Source organism: Arthrobacter sp. ISL-65 (assembly GCF_018613795.1).
Classification (GTDB): Bacteria; Actinomycetota; Actinomycetes; order Actinomycetales; family Micrococcaceae; genus Arthrobacter.
In genome coordinates this window covers 106108-122346 of record NZ_JAGGPN010000038.1, presented here as the reverse complement: position 1 = coordinate 122346, position 16239 = coordinate 106108, and the positions used below count along the sequence as shown (strand labels likewise).

The window sequence follows — 16239 nt, the reverse complement described above, 5'->3', positions numbered from 1 at the left end:
CAATGAGCACCATCCCTCCAGTGGAAGCCGCCGTGCACCGCAAAGCACCGCTGCTCAAACGGCTGCCCGTCATTTCCCATTTCAACAAAAGCGTCGGACTCCAGCGGGGCATGCTCGTCGTCGGCCTGGTCCTGACGGGCACGTTCCTCCTGACCGCCATTTTCGCGCCGCTCCTCGCCCCCTATGGATTTGCGCAACTTTCCGACGCCGACGGCAGCTTCCCCACGCAGCAGGCTCCCGGCGGAAAGCATCTGCTGGGCACCACCGTGGGTGGCTACGATGTCCTGTCCCGGGTCATCTGGGGCTCCCAGACCGCCATCCTCGTGATCCTTGTGGCCGTGGTGCTGTCCATCTTCGCCGGCGTCATCCTCGGTCTGGTGAGCGGGTATCTCGGCGGCTGGCTCGACCGCATCCTCGTGGTGGTGGCAGACGCCATCTACGCGTTCCCGTCACTGCTGGTGGCCATCGTCATGGCCATCGTCATCAGCGGCGGCGAGTCCAGCCTCCTCGGCGGCGTGCTCGCCGCGGCGATCTCCATCACGGTGGTGTTCATTCCGCAGTACTTCCGGGTCATTAGGGCGGAGACCATCAGGCTCAAGGCCGAACCCTTTGTCGAATCGGCAAAGGTAGTGGGCGCCTCCAGCATCCGCATCATGGGCAGGCACATCTACCGGAATGCCACCCGAACCCTTCCGCTGATTTTCACCCTGAACGCGTCCGAGGCGATCCTGACCCTCGCCGGCCTGGGTTTCCTGGGATTCGGCATCGAACCCTCGTCGGCCGCCGAATGGGGCTTCGACCTCAACAAGGCGCTGGCGGACACCACGTCAGGCATCTGGTGGACCGGCGTGTTCCCGGGCCTTGCCATCGTCTGGACGGTGCTTGGCCTCACGCTGGTGGGGGAGAGCATCAACGACCTCAACGATCCCCGCCTCCGCGGGCGCAAGCGCGCCGGAAACAAGGGCGGACCGGACTCGACCGCGGCGGCCCAGGCAGCCATTTCAGCAGATGTGAGAAGCTCATGACCATCAATATTGGATCTGTTTCTGACCGGCACGCCGCCGGCACCGGACCGGTGCTGGATATTGACCATCTCAAGGTCACGTTCGCCACCGACGCCGGGGACGTCCACGCCGTGAGGGACGTGAGCCTTGAAGTGAAGGCGGGGGAAGTGCTCGCCATCGTCGGCGAATCCGGTTCCGGCAAGACCGTGACGGCCAAGACCATCCTGGGCCTGCTGCCGGAAACCGCCATCAGCTCCGGCGCGGTGGTGATCAACGGCAGTAACGTCATCAGCGTCAGCCCGGGGAAGCTCCGCCAGATCCGCGGACGGGACGTGGCCATGGTCTTCCAGGAGCCGTCCACGGCACTGAATCCGGTGTTCACCGTCGGCTGGCAGATCGCCGAAGGCATCCTCGCCCACGCGGGCCGGGACGGCGGCAAACGGGTCACCGCGAAGGAGGCGAAGGCCCGGGCCATCGAGGCCCTGCGCAAAGTGGGCATCCCGGACCCTGAAACGCGCGTCAACTACTACCCGCATCAGTTCTCCGGCGGCCAGAAGCAGCGCGTGGTCATCGCCGCCGCGCTTGCCCTGAATCCGGGGCTGATCGTCGCGGACGAACCCACCACCGCCCTGGACGTCACTGTGCAGGCGGAGATTTTGGAGCTCCTGCGGGACCTGAGGGACAAGTACGGGACGTCCATTGTGCTGATCACGCACAATATGGGCGTGGTGGCAGACCTCGCCGACCGCGTCGTGGTGATGTACCAGGGCAACGTCGTCGAGGAAGCCAGCGCGAGATCCCTCTTCGCAGATCCGCGGCAGGACTACACGCGGAAGCTGCTGGCCGCCGTCCCGCACCTTGGCCGGCATTCGGCCTCCGAAGGTATGACGGAGCGGGCGCACCAGGGCGGGCAGGTGCTGGTGGAGGCCAAGGGCCTCACCATCGAATATCCCGGACGGCTTGGCAGCCCCGCCTTCAAGGCAGTGGACGGGGTGAGCTTCACGGTGTCCGAGGGCGAGGTGTTCGGACTCGTCGGCGAGTCCGGCTCCGGGAAGACCACCATCGGCCGGGCCATCGCCGGCCTTAACCGGACTACCGGCGGAAGCCTGAATGTCCTGGGCTACGAGATGCTGAACTTCAAGGAACGGACCTTCAAGCCGCTCCGCAAGGAGATCGGGTTCGTCTTCCAGGACCCGGCAGCGTCCTTCAACCCGCAGCTGACCATCGGCGACTGCGTCGCCGAACCGCTGGTCATCCACACCAACCCTTCACCGGCGCAGGCGCGCCAGCGCGTAGGTGAGCTGTTGGAGTCAGTCCAGCTGCCGGCGTCGTACGCTGACCGTTTCCCGCATGAGCTCTCCGGCGGGCAGCGCCAGCGCGCCTCCCTGGCGCGGGCGCTGATCCTGAACCCGAAACTGCTCATCGCCGATGAGCCGACGTCGGCGCTGGACGTTTCGGTGCAGGCGAAAGTCCTGGAGCTCTTTCGTGAGATCCAGCAGGAGTTCGGGTTCGCGGCGCTGTTCATCAGCCACGACCTTGCGGTGGTGGATATGCTGTCGCACTGGGTCGGGGTGCTGTACAAGGGCAAACTCGTTGAGCAGGGAATCGGTCACCACGTCATGGGCTCTCCGCAGCATGACTACACGAAGCGCCTGATCGCGTCGCTGCCTGTCCCGGATCCGGCCGAGCAGGCGAAGCGCCGGGAGGACCACCGCGCCCTGCTGGGCATCTGAGCACAAAAGGCACGGCAAACTGGCGTCCCCGCCCTCCGCAGAGGGCGGGGACGCCAGTTTGCGCTGTTCTAGTCAGAGACCACCTTGATGTTGAATATGCTGTCCCCCTGCTTGAGGAAAATCCGCAGCCACAGCGGCAGCCACATCTCCATGCCCCGTGCCGCCTCGAGCGGGCCCAGGTCCCTGATGTGTTCGGTCCGCCACCCGAATTCCCGCAGGAGTCCGGCCACCACTTCCTTGGCCTCCGCGTCGTCCCCGGCCATGAACACGTCGTGATCCCCGCCTGCCAGCCGGTCCGGCGCCACCATGACGTCGGCGCGCATGGTGTTCAGTGCCTTCACCACGCGGGCCGTGGGAAACGCCCTTTGGATGGTTTCCGCCAGGCTGTCGGTGTTCGAGATGGAGAGCGAAGGCGGGAAGCCGGCCGAATGGTCCAGCGGGTTGGCCACATCGATCAGCACCTTGCCGGCGAGGTTCTTCGTGCTGGCTGCAGCCAGCACCTCCAGCGAAACCGCGCCGGGAGTCGCGTTGAAGACCACCTCGGCGTCCGCCGCGGCGTCGAAGAACGTCGCGGCTTTGGCCCCCGGCCCCGCCGCCGCTGCCCACCCCACGGCGGCCTCGTTGGTGGCGGTCCGAGACCCGAGAACGACGTCGTGCCCGGACTCCACGAGTTTTCCCGCCAGGGTCCTGCCCGCCACACCGGTACCAAGAACTGCGATCCTCATGTGCATCCTCCCTCATCAATATGCGCGAACACTTACATTCTCTGCCAGCATCCTTAACACGGGCAGAGAGTCCTGCGGTGCCCATAGACTGGAACCATGACCGAGCTGAACCATGATCTGCCTGACACCGACTCCTACAATCCTGCCGCCAGCTCCCTGGCCGGGCATGTGGATCCTGCGGTGATGGCGGAGCTGCTATCAATCCGGTCAAGCATCGACAACATCGATGCAACCCTCGTCTACCTTCTCGCGGAGCGGTTCAAGGCGACGCAGAAGGTGGGTTTCCTCAAGGCTGCCCACCGCCTCCCCGCGGGGGATCCCGGCCGTGAAACTGCCCAGATCGCCAGGCTCCGCCGCCTCGCGGAGGACGCGCAACTGGACCCGGCGTTTGCGGAAAAGTTCCTGAACTTCATCATCGGCGAGGTGATCCGGCACCACGAGGCGATCGCCGAGGACCACAACGCCGGTGGCGAAACGGCCAATGGGTCGGCCAGCCCCTCCGCACCGCTTACTGCCTAAGCCGTGCCGGACCCAAACCTTCAGCTGCCGGCCCAGGTAACGGCAACCGCCCTGGGACCCTGGCCGGGCCAGGACCCGGTGGAGGCCACCCGCATCATCCGCGGTGAGCTCGGCAGCCCGCACCTTCCTTTTCTGGCTGAACTTCCCGATCGCGGCGTCGGTGCCGACGCCATAGGCCGCACCGCCTCACTCCTGGTGGACCTGGCAGTGGACGTCCAGCCGCACGGCTGGCGGATCGTTGACCGGCCCGGGCGCGACTTGGTCCGGGCAAGGTCTGCCCTGTCCACGGACATCAACGTGCTGGCCGATGTCGCCGGCGAAGAGGAGAGCGCCGCCGATGAATTCAAGGTCCAGCTGCGGGGCCCCCTGAGCCTGGCTGCCGGCCTGCACCTGCACAACGGCGAGCGTGCCCTGATCGACTATGGCGCCCGCCGCGATATCGCTGCCTCCCTCGCCGCCGGGGTTGGCGCGCACCTGGCCAAAGTGTCCGCCGCCGTTCCCGGGGCCAGGCTCGTGGTGCAGCTCGACGAACCGGACATAGCCTCGGTCCTCGCCGGCACCATTCCCACCTCCAGCGGCTACCGGACCCTGCGCTCCATCCCCGGACACGAGGTCACGGAGCTCTGGCATGTGGTGGTTGACGCCCTTCGCGAGGCCGGCGCCGCCGAGATCGCCATTGCGGTGCCGGAGATCGAGGCCCCGTTCGAAAGGATCATGTCTGCCGGCGCGGACGCCATCGCGGTTCCGCTGCGGGCCCTGACCACCCGGCAGTGGGAACAGCTCGCGGAGGCAGTCGAAGCCGGCAAGCGGCTCTGGGCCGGGGCCCTGCAGGCTGACGGGCCGGGCGGCGTGCCGAAGGCATCCGACGTCGTTGAATCTGTCCGGCGTCCGTGGCAGCAGCTGGGACTGCCGATCGCGGCGCTCGCCACGGTGCGGGTCACGCCGTCGGGCGGCCTTGAAAGCCAGTCACCCGCCGCCGCGACGGAAGTCCTCACCCGCCTGACCCAGGTTGCCGATGGACTGAACCAGCTGGCGCTCGGCTGATCAGCGCCCGGTTGAGGAAGCTGGAGCTGCCTTAGCTTCGTCGCTCCCAACGGTCCGGCCTGGCACGCGCCGGAATGAAGCCAGCCGAAGAACATCCGGGCGGATACGGTTCCAGCCGGTAGTCGAAGTGCCCCGCATAAACCAGGACGAGGCCGAGCTGCGGCTGGATCACCTTGACCTGGATCCTGTGCCGCCCGGTTTCCCCCGCGGCCGGATCCCACCACTGCTCCGCGTACGCTTTCGCGTCAAGGGCGGCCGGCAGCGGCAACCGGAGCGGGCCGAGGAACAGCCGCGAAAATTCGGAGACTCCCCGCAACCGGCCCTCGGCCGTCACGCCGAGGTTCAGGTCCGTGACCAGCCGGCGGTACCGGCCCACATAGTCCACGAGGCATGCCTGGTCACCGGCGCCGCCTACTTTCGCGCTGGTGGTGTCCTGGAAGATCCTGGTTCTGCCGGGAAAGAATATCTCGCGCCGGGCAGTCAGGCTGGAGCGGCCGAAAGGATCGAGATGCGCATGGTTTTCGATCCGGAACGGCACGCCCTCGCCGTACTCCGGAAAGAAGGCCTGCTCACCGGCGGTCAGCCGAAGCATCGGCCGCAACCACTGCTGCCTGCAGCCCACCACGTCGAAAACGCCCTCGCCGACGCCAAAGCTGCCGGAACCCGGGGCAAGCGAAAAGTACTCTTGCAGTTCCGGCTGCAGCCGGAAGAAGGCGGCGCCCAGCGCCTGGCGGTAGATCGGGGCGTTCACGGCGGCTCCTGATATCTGGTCTGATGATTCTGCATTCCAGCTGACACTCACAGCCGCCCTGCCGCCTTGAGCCGGATATAGGCATCAGCCAGCGCTGGCGGCAGCTGGTGCGGTTCGGCGTCCACCACTTCGACGCCGAATTGGCGGAGCTGGGCACTCACGGCTTCCCGCCCGAGCAGGGCTCGTTCCGCGGCCGCCGCGCGGAACACCTGGGCCGCCGTCGACCTGTCCTGGAGCATCTCGCCAAGCAGGGGGTCCCGGACCGACGCCACCACAACCACGTGCTGCCGGGCGAGGCGCGCCGCCATCGGAATGAGGCCTTCCTCCGGCGCGCCGCCATCCAGTGAGGTCAGCAGGACCACGAGCGAACGGTGCGCCGAAACCGCACGGACCTGGGCAGGCACCTGTGCCCAGTCCAGCTCGATGAGTTCTGCCTGCAGCGGCGCCGCCGCCTGGACCAGCTGCCCCAGCAGGTTGCCGCCCGCCGTTGTGCCTGCCCGGGCGCGCATCCTCCGGTCGAAGGCGAAAAAATCGACGCGGTCACCGCCGCGTTCGGCAAGGACACCCAGCAGCAGTGCGGCCTCGATGCCGGTATCCAGCCGGGGTTCATCGTTCACGCGCGCAGCGGCGGTCCGCGATGTGTCCAGCATGATTACCACGCGGCGGTCGCGCTCCGGCCGCCAGGTGCGGACGACGACGGCGGACCGTCTCGCCGTCGCGCGCCAGTCGATGGAGCGGACGTCATCGCCCCGCACATAGTCGCGCAGGGAGTCGAATTCGGTTCCGGCGCCGCGGATCTGCACTGCCGCCTTACCGTCGAGTTCCCGCAGCCGACGCAGTTTTGACGGCAGGTGCCGCCGGGAATTAAAGGGCGGCAGCACCCGAAGCGACCCGGGAGCGTGTACCGTTTTCTGGCGGGCGGCCAGCCGGAGCGGGCCGAAGGAGCGGACGGTGACGTGGGGCGCCTTGAGGTCACCCCGCCGGACGGGCTTGAGCCTGACGCCCAGGCGGCGTCGTTCACCGGCCGGAACTTCTGCCGCCTGGACCGGGTTTTCCGCCCCGGCGGAGGGCTGCCAGGCGTCACGCACCACGGCCCTGAGCTTGCGCGTGCCACGGTTATGCAGCGTCAGCACGGAGTCCGCCGTGCCCCCAAGCGTGACGTTGGCGGGCGCGGACCTTTCCACTGAGACCTGTTGCAGTGCCGCAGCCAGCAGTACGTCCAGCAGGATCAGGATGCCAAGAACCAAGAGCACGGCCAGCACGGTTAGCCAGCCGGGAAAGAGGAGCACCGGTGCCAGCCCGGCCGCCGCCAGGAGTACCAACCGTCCGGAAATGGCCACGGGATCAGCGGGGGACCGGCACGGTGGCCAGGATGCTGCCCAGGACGTCGTCCACCTGGACGCCGTCCATCAGGGCTTCGGGCCGGAGCGCCACACGGTGCCGCAGGCACGGCTGTGCCAGCGCCTTGACGTCATCCGGAGTGACAAAGTTCCGGCCGGACAGCCAGGCCCAGGCCCGCGACGTGTTCAGCAGCGCTGTGGCGCCGCGCGGCGAGACGCCAAGCTGGAAGGACGGGGCGGCGCGGGTGGCCCGGACCACGTCAACGATGTAGCCCAGCACCTCCGGCGCCACTTCGACGGCGGCTACTGCCTTCCGCGCCCGTTCCAGTTCGTCGGCGCCCGCCACCGGGCGGATGCCGGCGGCGGCGAGGTCACGGGGATCGAAGCCGGCGGCGTGCCTGCGGACGACTTCGATCTCGGCGGCACGGTCAGGCAGGGGCATGGTCAGCTTGAGGAGGAAGCGGTCCAGCTGAGCCTCGGGCAGAGGGTAGGTGCCCTCGTACTCGACGGGGTTTTGCGTGGCCGCCACGATGAAGGGCACCGGCAGCCGGCGCGATACGCCGTCCACCGACACCTGGCGTTCCTCCATGGCTTCCAGCAGTGAGGCCTGGGTTTTGGGCGGCGTCCTGTTGATTTCGTCGGCGAGGAGTATGTTGGTGAAGACCGGGCCTTCACGGAAACTGAAGTCCGAATTGGCGGCGTTGTACACCAGGGACCCCGTGACGTCGCCGGGCATGAGGTCCGGTGTGAACTGCACGCGCTTGGTGTCCAGGCTCAGGGCAGCGGACAGGGCCCGGACCAGGAGTGTCTTTGCCACGCCCGGCACGCCTTCGAGCAGCACATGTCCGCGCGACAGCAGGGCGATCAGCATGCCGGTCACCGTGGAATCCTGGCCCACCACTGCCTTGGCCACCTCATGCCGGACGTCAAGCAGCGCCTGCCGGACAGGATCCGGGGCATGATCCGGGGCGTGCGGAGCCGCCATGGTGCCCACCGGCGCTTCGCCGTAGGTCCCGTGCGGGTGGCCGTTTGGCTGCTGGCTCATCTGGCCTGTACCTCTTTCTCTAGTCGGACAAGGTCCTGGGCCCAGCGCACAAGCTGGGCCTCGGTCGCGGGACGGTGTTGCAGGAGCTGCTGTATTTCGGCGGCGTTCCGGTCCAGATGCCGGGCTGCGGCGGCCCCCACTTCAAAGCCGGCCACGTCAGAAAACCCGGCTGCGGTACCCACCCGGAGTGCCGAGGCAAGCCGGACGATGGTGCCGGCACGGAGTGTGTCCGCCGCCCGGGCAACGTCGTGGGCCTCGTGGTACAGGCGGGCCCTGCCCTCGGCGGTTTCCGCGGACTTCACCACCACCGGCAGGGGTTCGAAGACCAGCGGGCCCAGGCGGCGTCCGCGCCACAGCACGGCGAACAGGGCCACCACAATGAGCCACGGGGCCACAAACGCCGACCACGCAGGTGCAAGCTCGGCCAGGGTCTTCGGTGCGGTGCTGCCCCCGAGGTCCCCGGGACCTGGCAGGTACCAGACAAGGTGTCCCTGGCTGCCCATGGTCCGCAGGGTGAGGGCGGCGTTGCCGTTGGCGGCCAGGAACTGGTTGCTGATCACTGCCGTGCTGCCGATGACCACGAGCTTTCCGTTCTCTGCCGAGGCGTAAAGGCCCCGCCCGCTCCCACCGGCGCTATAGCAGACGGTGCCGCCGGTGTACAGGAAGCCTCCGTCCGCGCTGATGTCACCGGCGGCCTGGGCATCGGCAACGGCACATCCCGGCTGGAGGGTCTGCTCCGAGCCGGGGACCACCCCGGCCTGCCTGATGGTGCTGCCCAGGCCGGTCAGTGAGGCCAGGCGCGGCGACACCATTACAAGCCGGTCCGTCTCCGCAAGCAGCCGGCGGAGCCGTTCGGGAGCAAGGAACCCGCGCTGGTCGTAGACCAGGACTGTTGAGCCGGACCCACTGCTGCGGCCCGCACGCGCCGCTGCCAGAGTCTCCTCGAACGACGCCGTCTGTTCAACGGCGACGCCTTGCGCAGCCAGGATTTGGGCTGCTGCCCTGGCACCCTGCGGACCGGGGTTGCGGATGGACAGCTCCTGGTTGTCACCCTGTTGCGTCGACTGGAGCGCGAGGACCACCGCAAGGGCAACGGCCATGGCCAGGCCGAAGAGCACCGCCGCCCGGTGCCTGCGGAGCCAGCCAATTCTCCTGCGCCGGGCCGCGACAATCACGCCGCCGCCGGGCATACCGCCGCTGGGCGGGGCCTTCGTGCCAGCCGGCTCCGTGCGACCCGGTTCCTTGCCGGCCGGTTGCGTGCCGGGGAGATGCGTCATCTGGGCACCGCCAGTCCGCCGGGCGCGGCGTCTGCGTAGGAAGGCGTGAGCCCTTCCAGGGTCGAGTCCAGCTCAGCCACCGCGGCATGGTCGGCTGCCAGGGCGCTCCCGCTGCCGTAGCGGACGGCGTCGAACATGCGGGCTGCGGCCCCGAGTTTGTCGCTGGCCGCAGGAAACGCGCGGCTGAGCTGTCCGGCAGCCTCGTCGGCTGTCCGGCCGGGTTGAGGGTCCAAGACGGCCCGGTCCTCGGCCGAACTCACCAGCGCGCGGAACTGTTCGACGACGGCGGCCGCCCAGTCGCCACGGGCGGCTGCGGCTTTTGCGCGCTCCCGGTAATCGGCTGCGGTGGCGGCTGCTTCGGCGTCGAAGATCTCCTTCGGAGCGCGGCGGCGTGCATTGAGCCGTGGCCGCGCCAGGATGATGGCCACAGCTATCAGGATGGCGATGCCAAGGCCGATGAAGGGCGCCACCGGAGGTCCTTCGGCAGGGGACTGGCCATCGGTCACGGACTGCAGCCAGTCGAGGAACTGCTGCCAGAGGGTTTCCAGCCAGCCGGGTGCGGCCTCCCTGTACTCGCGTTTGGAGAGCTCCTCCACGGCCCAGCGGCGCGCTTCTTCCCGGTCAGGCTGCACCGGCGGTTCCAGGGTTCGCTGCAGCAGTGCCGTGGCGTGCTGCAGGACCGGGACGAAGCCGACGGTGCTCATCCCGGCATCGTCGGCGGCCCCGGGGGCGGCGGCCAGCCTGCTGCATTCCCGTAAGGGCCGGTCTGAAGGGGCCCGGGTTGGTAAGGCCCGGCCTGGTGGGGCCCGGGCTGGTAAGGGCCAGTTTGAGGAGGCCCAAACGGGTAGGGACCTGCGCTGCTCCGGACCGAGCTGTAGACGGGCACGCCCCGGCCCGGGATGCCGCCGTCGTCATGGCCCGTTTCCAGCAGCCGAAGCAGAGCGATATCCAATCCGTCGTTGCGCATCCGCAAATCCATGTAGAGCAAAGCCATGACCGACGTCTGGAAGGCGAACGCCACGGCCCCGACGGCGGCCGACACGATCGCCGTGGCGACACCGCCCACCACCTGCAGGGCTGCGGCCTGGCTGGCCGGGTCCTGGGGGCCGGCCACGGGGGTGAGCAGCCCGGTGAGCAGGGTGAGCGGGATGAGGACGATCTGGCCAATGATTCCCACGAGCAGCGACACCACGAGGACGATGCCGAAGACCCGCCACCAGCTTCTCCGGGTGACGGCCCAGGAACGCCGGATGCCATCCAGCGCGCCCACGTCCTCGACGACGATGACCGCAGGTGCGACGGTCAGCTTGACGGACACCCAGATCATGGCTGCAATAAAGGCCAGAAAAAGCGGAAGCACGATGACCAGCGACCCGGTACCCATCGAATTGGCCAGCAGCACGGTGGCTAGGGCGATGAGGGCTCCGCCCAGCAGCACGGCTGCCACCCCGGTCCCGGCCAGGCGAACCAGCGCCCAGGCCCGGCCGCGTGCCAGCAGCCACATCTGCCGGAAGCCGGTTTGCCGGTTGAGGATGGACCTGGCCACGGGGACCACCATGGCCCCCTGCATCACCACGGAAATAAACACGGTTACCAGGCCGAAAAGCATGAAGCCGCCCGCGACGCCCGCAAAGAGGGAGGTCATCTCAGAAGTGCTGAGGTTCGCCAGCCAGGCCTGCGCGGAAGCATCGGATGCCGGGGTGACCAGCGGGACGACGCCGGCAATCACTGCGCCCAACGCCTGGGCAACCAGGCCTGCTCCCAGCATTGCTTTGGGATTCCGCCGGATCGTCTTGAAGGCGCCGTCCATGATTTCGCCGAACATCAGCGGCCGCAGCGGAACCACGCCGGGCTTCGGCGGGGCCGCGTACACCGGAAAGGGAACGGCGGGGTTCAGTCCCGTGCGGTTCGGCGCTGTGGGATACGGGTTTGCGCCCCACTGGTGCGGCGGCCCGTAGGGCTGGTGGGCACTGGGTTTGTAGGGCGGGGGCTGGTAGGGTCCGGGCTGCTGGACGCCCCATTGAGGGGGTGCACCCCAAGGCTGCTGCGGCAGTTGATCAGGCGGCAGACGGTCCGGTGGCAGCTGCCCGTAGGGGGAAGCTTCCGGCGTGCGGTGTTCAGGCGGTCTTTGTCCGGACGGCGGGTGCTGCGGATCCTGCTCTGACAACCTGTTCCTCCCCAAGGTGCGCACGGGCCAACGGCCGGGCACCTCCAGACTATAGTTCCGCCGTCGGGCATCCTAGCTTCCGGGCCGGTTCGGGCTGCGGCGGACCGCCAGCTGCCGTGTCCGGCACCCCGGCACGCGCCCCGCCGAAAACTCCATCAATAGGACAAAGCAACAGCAATAAGGGAATATATAACTATGAAGGCACGCATTCTGGTGGTTGATGATGACGAGGCGCTCGCAGAAATGATCGGCATTGTCCTGCGCAACGACGGCTTTGAGCCCGTCTTCTGCGCGGACGGCGGACAGGCTCTGGACGTCTTTCGCTCGTCAAAGCCGGATCTCGTGCTCCTCGACCTGATGCTGCCGGGTACGGACGGCATCGAGGTATGCCGTCAGATCCGTTCCGAGTCGGACGTGCCGATCGTCATGCTGACGGCCAAGTCGGACACCTCCGATGTGGTCAGGGGACTGGAGTCGGGTGCCGACGATTACGTGCCCAAACCCTTTAAACCGGCGGAACTTGTTGCCCGGGTGCGGGCACGCCTGCGCCCCGGTGACCAGAAGGCGCCCGAAACGCTGCGCATCGCGGACATCACCATCGACGTCGCCGGCCACCTGGTGAGCCGGGGCGACGAGCGGATTTCACTGACCCCGCTCGAGTTCGATCTCCTGGTTGCCCTGGCACGCAAGCCGTGGCAGGTATTCACCCGTGAGCTGCTTCTTGAGCAGGTCTGGGGCTACCGGCACGCGGCTGACACCCGGCTGGTCAATGTCCATGTCCAGCGACTGCGGTCCAAGATTGAACGTGATCCGGAAGCTCCGGAAGTTGTAATGACGGTTCGTGGTGTCGGCTACAAAGCAGGGTCCTGAACCTCAGGGCCAGAATCCCTCCGAGGAGCCCGTGGGATCCGGATCCGGCCCCCGCGGCAACTCTCCTGCGGAAGAGAGCGCCCGGGACGGCTCTCGCAAACCCGGTTCACGTCCGGGCCCGGAACACACCGACGCCTTTGGCGCCGGGCTCGCGGGATTGCCTTTGCAGGCCCGGATCTGGCGGCGCCGCGCACTCATCGTTGTGCTGCGGGTCGGCCGCCTGGTGCGCACCGGCGTTGACCGCATTTTTCCCGGCATTCGATATTTGCTGCATTCCCTGCGGCGGCGGTGGCGCAGGTCGCTGCAGTTTCGCACCGTCCTGACCACGCTGCTGCTGTGCATCAGTTCGTTCGCGATCGTCGGTGCTTACCTGTCCAACCAGATTGCCAACAACCTGTTCCACGAACAGCTGACGCAGGCGGAGTCCGAGACCCGCTACAACGTCAAGCAGGTGCAGGACACGTTCGACGGCGCCCAGGTCACCGACCAGTCCAGCGTGATCACTCTCGTCTACGACACCCTCAACGCCGTTGAGGGCAAGGGCTCGGTGATCCAGCGCCGCTACGTGTTTGAGGCGATGCCGGAGCAGACCAAGCCCCGCAATCGGTGGGTGGAGTCGCGCGCATCCGACCAACTGACCATCAGCGTCATCCCCCCGGACCTCCGGGCAGCAGTCCAGGACTCCGGCAAGGAGCAGTTCTGGGCGTCCACGGAGTTCCCGGTGGGGACCGAAGACCGGCCGGGCATCGCCGTCGGCAACAAGGTGACGTTCAACGGCACCGTTTACGAGCTTTATCTGATCTACGACCTCAACACGGCACAGCAGACCCTGAACGAAATCCAGAATGTCCTCTGGGCCGGCGGCGCCGCGCTGATCCTCATGATCGGCGCCATCGCCTGGTACGTCACGCGCAACGTGGTGAGTCCCGTCAGCCACGCCGCTGCGGTGTCGGAAAAGCTGGCAGCAGGCCAGCTGCAGGAACGCATGGTGGTAAAGGGGGAGGACGAGGTGGCACGCCTCGGGGCCTCGTTCAACCACATGGCCGCGAGCCTGCAGGAACAGATCACGCAGCTGGCCACGCTGTCCCAGATGCAGCAGCGGTTCGTTTCCGACGTGTCCCATGAGCTCCGGACCCCGCTGACCACCGTCCGGATGGCCGCCGAGGTGCTGTACGACGCCCGCAACGACTTCGACCCCATCAACAAGAGGTCGGCCGAACTGCTCTACAACCAGGTGGAGAGGTTCCAGTCGCTGCTGGCGGACCTGCTGGAAATTTCCAGGTTCGACGCCGGCGTGGCCATGCTCGATGCCGAGGCGACGGACATCGTCCAGCTCATCTCGCACGTGATGGAGGGCGCGGCCCCCGTCGCCGAAGAGTACGGCTCGAAGATGAAGCTGAATGCCCCGGAAGGCAGCGTCGTGCTGGAAATGGACTCCCGGCGCATTGACCGCATCCTGCGGAACCTGATCCTGAACGCCCTCGAACACGGCGAAGGCCGGGCGGTCAACATCTCCGTCGCCTCCAACGCAGACGCCGTCGCCGTCACTGTCAGGGACCACGGAATCGGCATGAGTCCCGCCGAGGCGGCCCGCGTCTTCGACCGCTTCTGGCGCGCCGACCCCGCCCGGGCCCGCACCACCGGCGGTAGCGGGCTGGGCCTGTCCATTGCCACCGAGGACACCAAACTGCACAACGGCTGGCTGCAGGCCTGGGGGAACACCGGGGTCGGCTCCAACTTCAGGCTCACGCTCCCGCTTAAACAGGGCGGCACCATCACAAAGTCGCCGCTGCCCCTTGAACCTGCAGATGTGGGGCTCGGCAGGCCCGGCGACCGCAGTGTCCTTGTGCTGGGTCGCGGCGCCACCCCTGCGCCCATGGACTCTGCCCCGAAAGACTCCGCTGCCGCAGGTAACGCCGATGCTGTGGCAAGGGACTCCGCCGCTGGCGCTTCGCCGGCCAAGAATGCCGAGCCCGCTGCGGCCGCCGCGGCGGGCACACCGGAGACGGCGCGCACGGGGGAGCGTTCGTGAGCCGGGCGCGCCCGGCAGCCCGCGGGCTTGCCGCAGGGCTGATGGCCATCATCCTGCTGTTCCTGGCATCATGCGCCCAGATTCCGCGGTCCGGGCCTGTTGGGAAGAGCACGGACGAAAGCGCAGGAAATCCCAACGCTCCCGTATTCTTTCCCGTCGCGCCGCGCACGGGGTCCAGTCCCGAAGCGGTCATTGAGGACTTCTACCTGGCCGGCAGCGGGTATGAGGACGACTACGCCGTGGCGAGGCAGTACCTGACCCAGGCTTCCTCCGTTGCCTGGAAGCCGGACCAGCGGACCCTGGTGTTCCGCTCCGAGCGCGTGGTGAAGACCGGCGTCGAGGGTGTCTATAACTACGAACTGGACGTTGCGTACTCAGTGGATTCCGACGGCGTGGCCACCCAGATGCCGGACGGAACCAAGGAAAACATCCCCGTGACGCTGGTGCAGGTTGACGGCGAATGGCGCATCTCCAAGATCCCGGACGGAACCGCCATTCCCGAGGAGACCTTCAAGGTCATCTACGGTGCCTATCCCATCTATTTCTACGACCCCAGCTTCACCTATGCCGTTCCGGATGTGCGCTGGTTCATCAAGAAGAAAACAGTGAAGGCCATGACGAGCGCCCTGCTCGGCGGACCCGCCCCGTATCTGAAGGGCGCCGTGGTCAGTGCGTTCCCCTCCGGAATGAAACTTGCCAGGGAGTCGGTGCCCGTCGTTTCAGGCGCAGCCCAGGTTGACCTGTCGGCCAAGGAGCTGACCGAAGCCTCCACCGAGGACAGACTGAGGATGCAGACGCAGCTGGCCCTGACGTTCCGCAGCCAGCCGGACGTCATCAACGTGGAGCTGAGGGCGAACCAGGACCTGGTGCGCGTGGAGGATAACGGTTCAGTCCTTCCGCCGGTCCAGAACAGAAACGCCCCCGCGCGCCAGATCGCCATCAGCAACAATGAGCTGGTGCGGTACGAGAACAACAGGGTGTCACCGCTGCCCGACATGCAGCCGGTGGCGGTGCTGAAACCGCGTTCGCCCGCCGAGTCGCCCGTCTCGCAGACGGTGGCGTTTTTGAACGGCACCCGCAGCACCCTCTATTCGATGGTGCCCGGCCAGCCCGCGCGCGCCCTGACCACGCGCAGCACGCTGACGCACCCCTCGTTCAGCCTGCACGACTGGCTGTGGACCGCCGGTCCCGGAGCCCAGGGCGTCACCGAAATCACGGCCTTCCGTCCCACGGGCGTGGCCCAGGGCGCACCGGTGCCGACCGTCACGCTGACCCCCTCCTGGCTGGCCGGCCGCAACGTGAAGGATTTCCGGGTGTCCAGGGAAGGTGTCCGGGCACTGGTCATTTCCGAACAGAACGGGGAGACACGCGTGCAGATGACGGGGATCATCCGCAGTGCCGACGGCACGCCGAAGGAACTGACGGCGCCCATCACGCTGCGGTCCAGCGGAAATCCCGACCAGGGCGCATGGGTGAATGACACCACGGTTGTGGTGATGAAGGGCGTGCCTACGTCCAACGTGACCCCTGAACTTCTCTCGCTCACCTCCTCCCAGCCGTTGAAGCTAGCCCCATGGCCGGGGCTGGTTGCCCTCAGCGCAGGCAACGGTCCCGAGGAAATCTATGCCCAGTCCAGGGACGGCATCTTCCAGCGGCTCGGCAACGGGTGGTCGGCGCAACTGAGGGGACCCACGGACCCGTCCTTCCCCGGCTGACCGTTCCTCAGGCCTTC

Annotated in this window: 14 protein-coding genes; 7 read left to right on the top strand and 7 right to left on the bottom strand. The window is 67.4% G+C overall.

What is annotated here, in order from left to right:
• Positions 1 to 2: 2 nt before the first annotated feature.
• Together J7I85_RS16335 and J7I85_RS16330 are read left to right on the top strand one after the other, a co-directional pair.
• Positions 3 to 1025, top strand: coding sequence for an ABC transporter permease (locus J7I85_RS16335; protein ID WP_214853599.1), 1023 nt, complete (start codon positions 3 to 5; stop codon positions 1023 to 1025).
• Complete coding sequence (locus tag J7I85_RS16330) at positions 1022 to 2737, top strand: ABC transporter ATP-binding protein (RefSeq protein ID WP_214853597.1); 1716 nt, start codon at positions 1022 to 1024, stop codon at positions 2735 to 2737. Before J7I85_RS16335 ends, J7I85_RS16330 begins: the two co-directional genes overlap by 4 nt.
• Before the next feature lie 68 nt (positions 2738 to 2805).
• Here J7I85_RS16330 and J7I85_RS16325 read toward each other — a convergent pair whose 3' ends face one another.
• On the bottom strand, positions 2806 to 3462 hold the full coding sequence (locus J7I85_RS16325; RefSeq protein WP_214853595.1) for an NADPH-dependent F420 reductase: 657 nt from the start codon (positions 3460 to 3462) through the stop codon (positions 2806 to 2808).
• A gap of 96 nt (positions 3463 to 3558) precedes the next feature.
• On the opposite strand from J7I85_RS16325, the gene J7I85_RS16320 reads away from it, so the two are divergent.
• Both J7I85_RS16320 and J7I85_RS16315 read left to right on the top strand, forming a co-directional pair.
• A complete protein-coding gene (locus tag J7I85_RS16320) occupies positions 3559 to 3981 on the top strand; it encodes a chorismate mutase (RefSeq protein WP_214853592.1) in 423 nt (140 codons plus the stop codon).
• 3 nt (positions 3982 to 3984) lie between these two features.
• On the top strand, positions 3985 to 5025 hold the full coding sequence (locus tag J7I85_RS16315) for a hypothetical protein (protein WP_214853589.1): 1041 nt from the start codon (positions 3985 to 3987) through the stop codon (positions 5023 to 5025).
• A gap of 31 nt (positions 5026 to 5056) precedes the next feature.
• Here the strand turns inward: J7I85_RS16315 and J7I85_RS16310 are convergent, their stop codons facing one another.
• From J7I85_RS16310 to J7I85_RS16285, 6 genes are read right to left on the bottom strand one after another with little or no spacing between them, the layout of a single operon-like run.
• On the bottom strand, positions 5057 to 5776 hold the full coding sequence (locus tag J7I85_RS16310; protein WP_214853586.1) for a DUF4166 domain-containing protein: 720 nt from the start codon (positions 5774 to 5776) through the stop codon (positions 5057 to 5059).
• A gap of 47 nt (positions 5777 to 5823) precedes the next feature.
• Positions 5824 to 7116 carry a DUF58 domain-containing protein gene (locus tag J7I85_RS16305; protein WP_214853583.1) on the bottom strand — a complete coding sequence of 431 codons (1293 nt, stop codon included), beginning with the start codon at positions 7114 to 7116 and terminating at the stop codon, positions 5824 to 5826.
• 4 nt (positions 7117 to 7120) lie between these two features.
• Positions 7121 to 8101: a MoxR family ATPase gene (locus tag J7I85_RS16300; protein WP_214853929.1), complete on the bottom strand. Its 981-nt coding sequence runs from the start codon at positions 8099 to 8101 to the stop codon at positions 7121 to 7123.
• A 56-nt stretch (positions 8102 to 8157) separates the two neighbouring features.
• A complete protein-coding gene (locus tag J7I85_RS16295; RefSeq protein WP_251024427.1) occupies positions 8158 to 9438 on the bottom strand; it encodes a DUF4350 domain-containing protein in 1281 nt (426 codons plus the stop codon).
• Positions 9435 to 10142, bottom strand: coding sequence for a DUF4129 domain-containing protein (locus J7I85_RS16290; RefSeq protein WP_214853579.1), 708 nt, complete (start codon positions 10140 to 10142; stop codon positions 9435 to 9437). The genes J7I85_RS16295 and J7I85_RS16290 overlap by 4 nt, the downstream gene beginning before the upstream one ends.
• Positions 10139 to 11605: a hypothetical protein gene (locus tag J7I85_RS16285; RefSeq protein ID WP_214853576.1), complete on the bottom strand. Its 1467-nt coding sequence runs from the start codon at positions 11603 to 11605 to the stop codon at positions 10139 to 10141. The genes J7I85_RS16290 and J7I85_RS16285 overlap by 4 nt, the downstream gene beginning before the upstream one ends.
• A gap of 195 nt (positions 11606 to 11800) precedes the next feature.
• On the opposite strand from J7I85_RS16285, the gene mtrA reads away from it, so the two are divergent.
• From mtrA to J7I85_RS16270, 3 genes are all read left to right on the top strand, one after another.
• Positions 11801 to 12475: an MtrAB system response regulator MtrA gene (gene mtrA / locus J7I85_RS16280; protein ID WP_003804986.1), complete on the top strand. Its 675-nt coding sequence runs from the start codon at positions 11801 to 11803 to the stop codon at positions 12473 to 12475.
• Positions 12476 to 12632: 157 nt separating this feature from the next.
• Positions 12633 to 14507 carry an MtrAB system histidine kinase MtrB gene (gene mtrB / locus J7I85_RS16275; protein ID WP_251024453.1) on the top strand — a complete coding sequence of 625 codons (1875 nt, stop codon included), beginning with the start codon at positions 12633 to 12635 and terminating at the stop codon, positions 14505 to 14507.
• A complete protein-coding gene (locus tag J7I85_RS16270; RefSeq protein ID WP_308159524.1) occupies positions 14504 to 16222 on the top strand; it encodes an LpqB family beta-propeller domain-containing protein in 1719 nt (572 codons plus the stop codon). The genes mtrB and J7I85_RS16270 overlap by 4 nt, the downstream gene beginning before the upstream one ends.
• Positions 16223 to 16239: the final 17 nt, after the last annotated feature.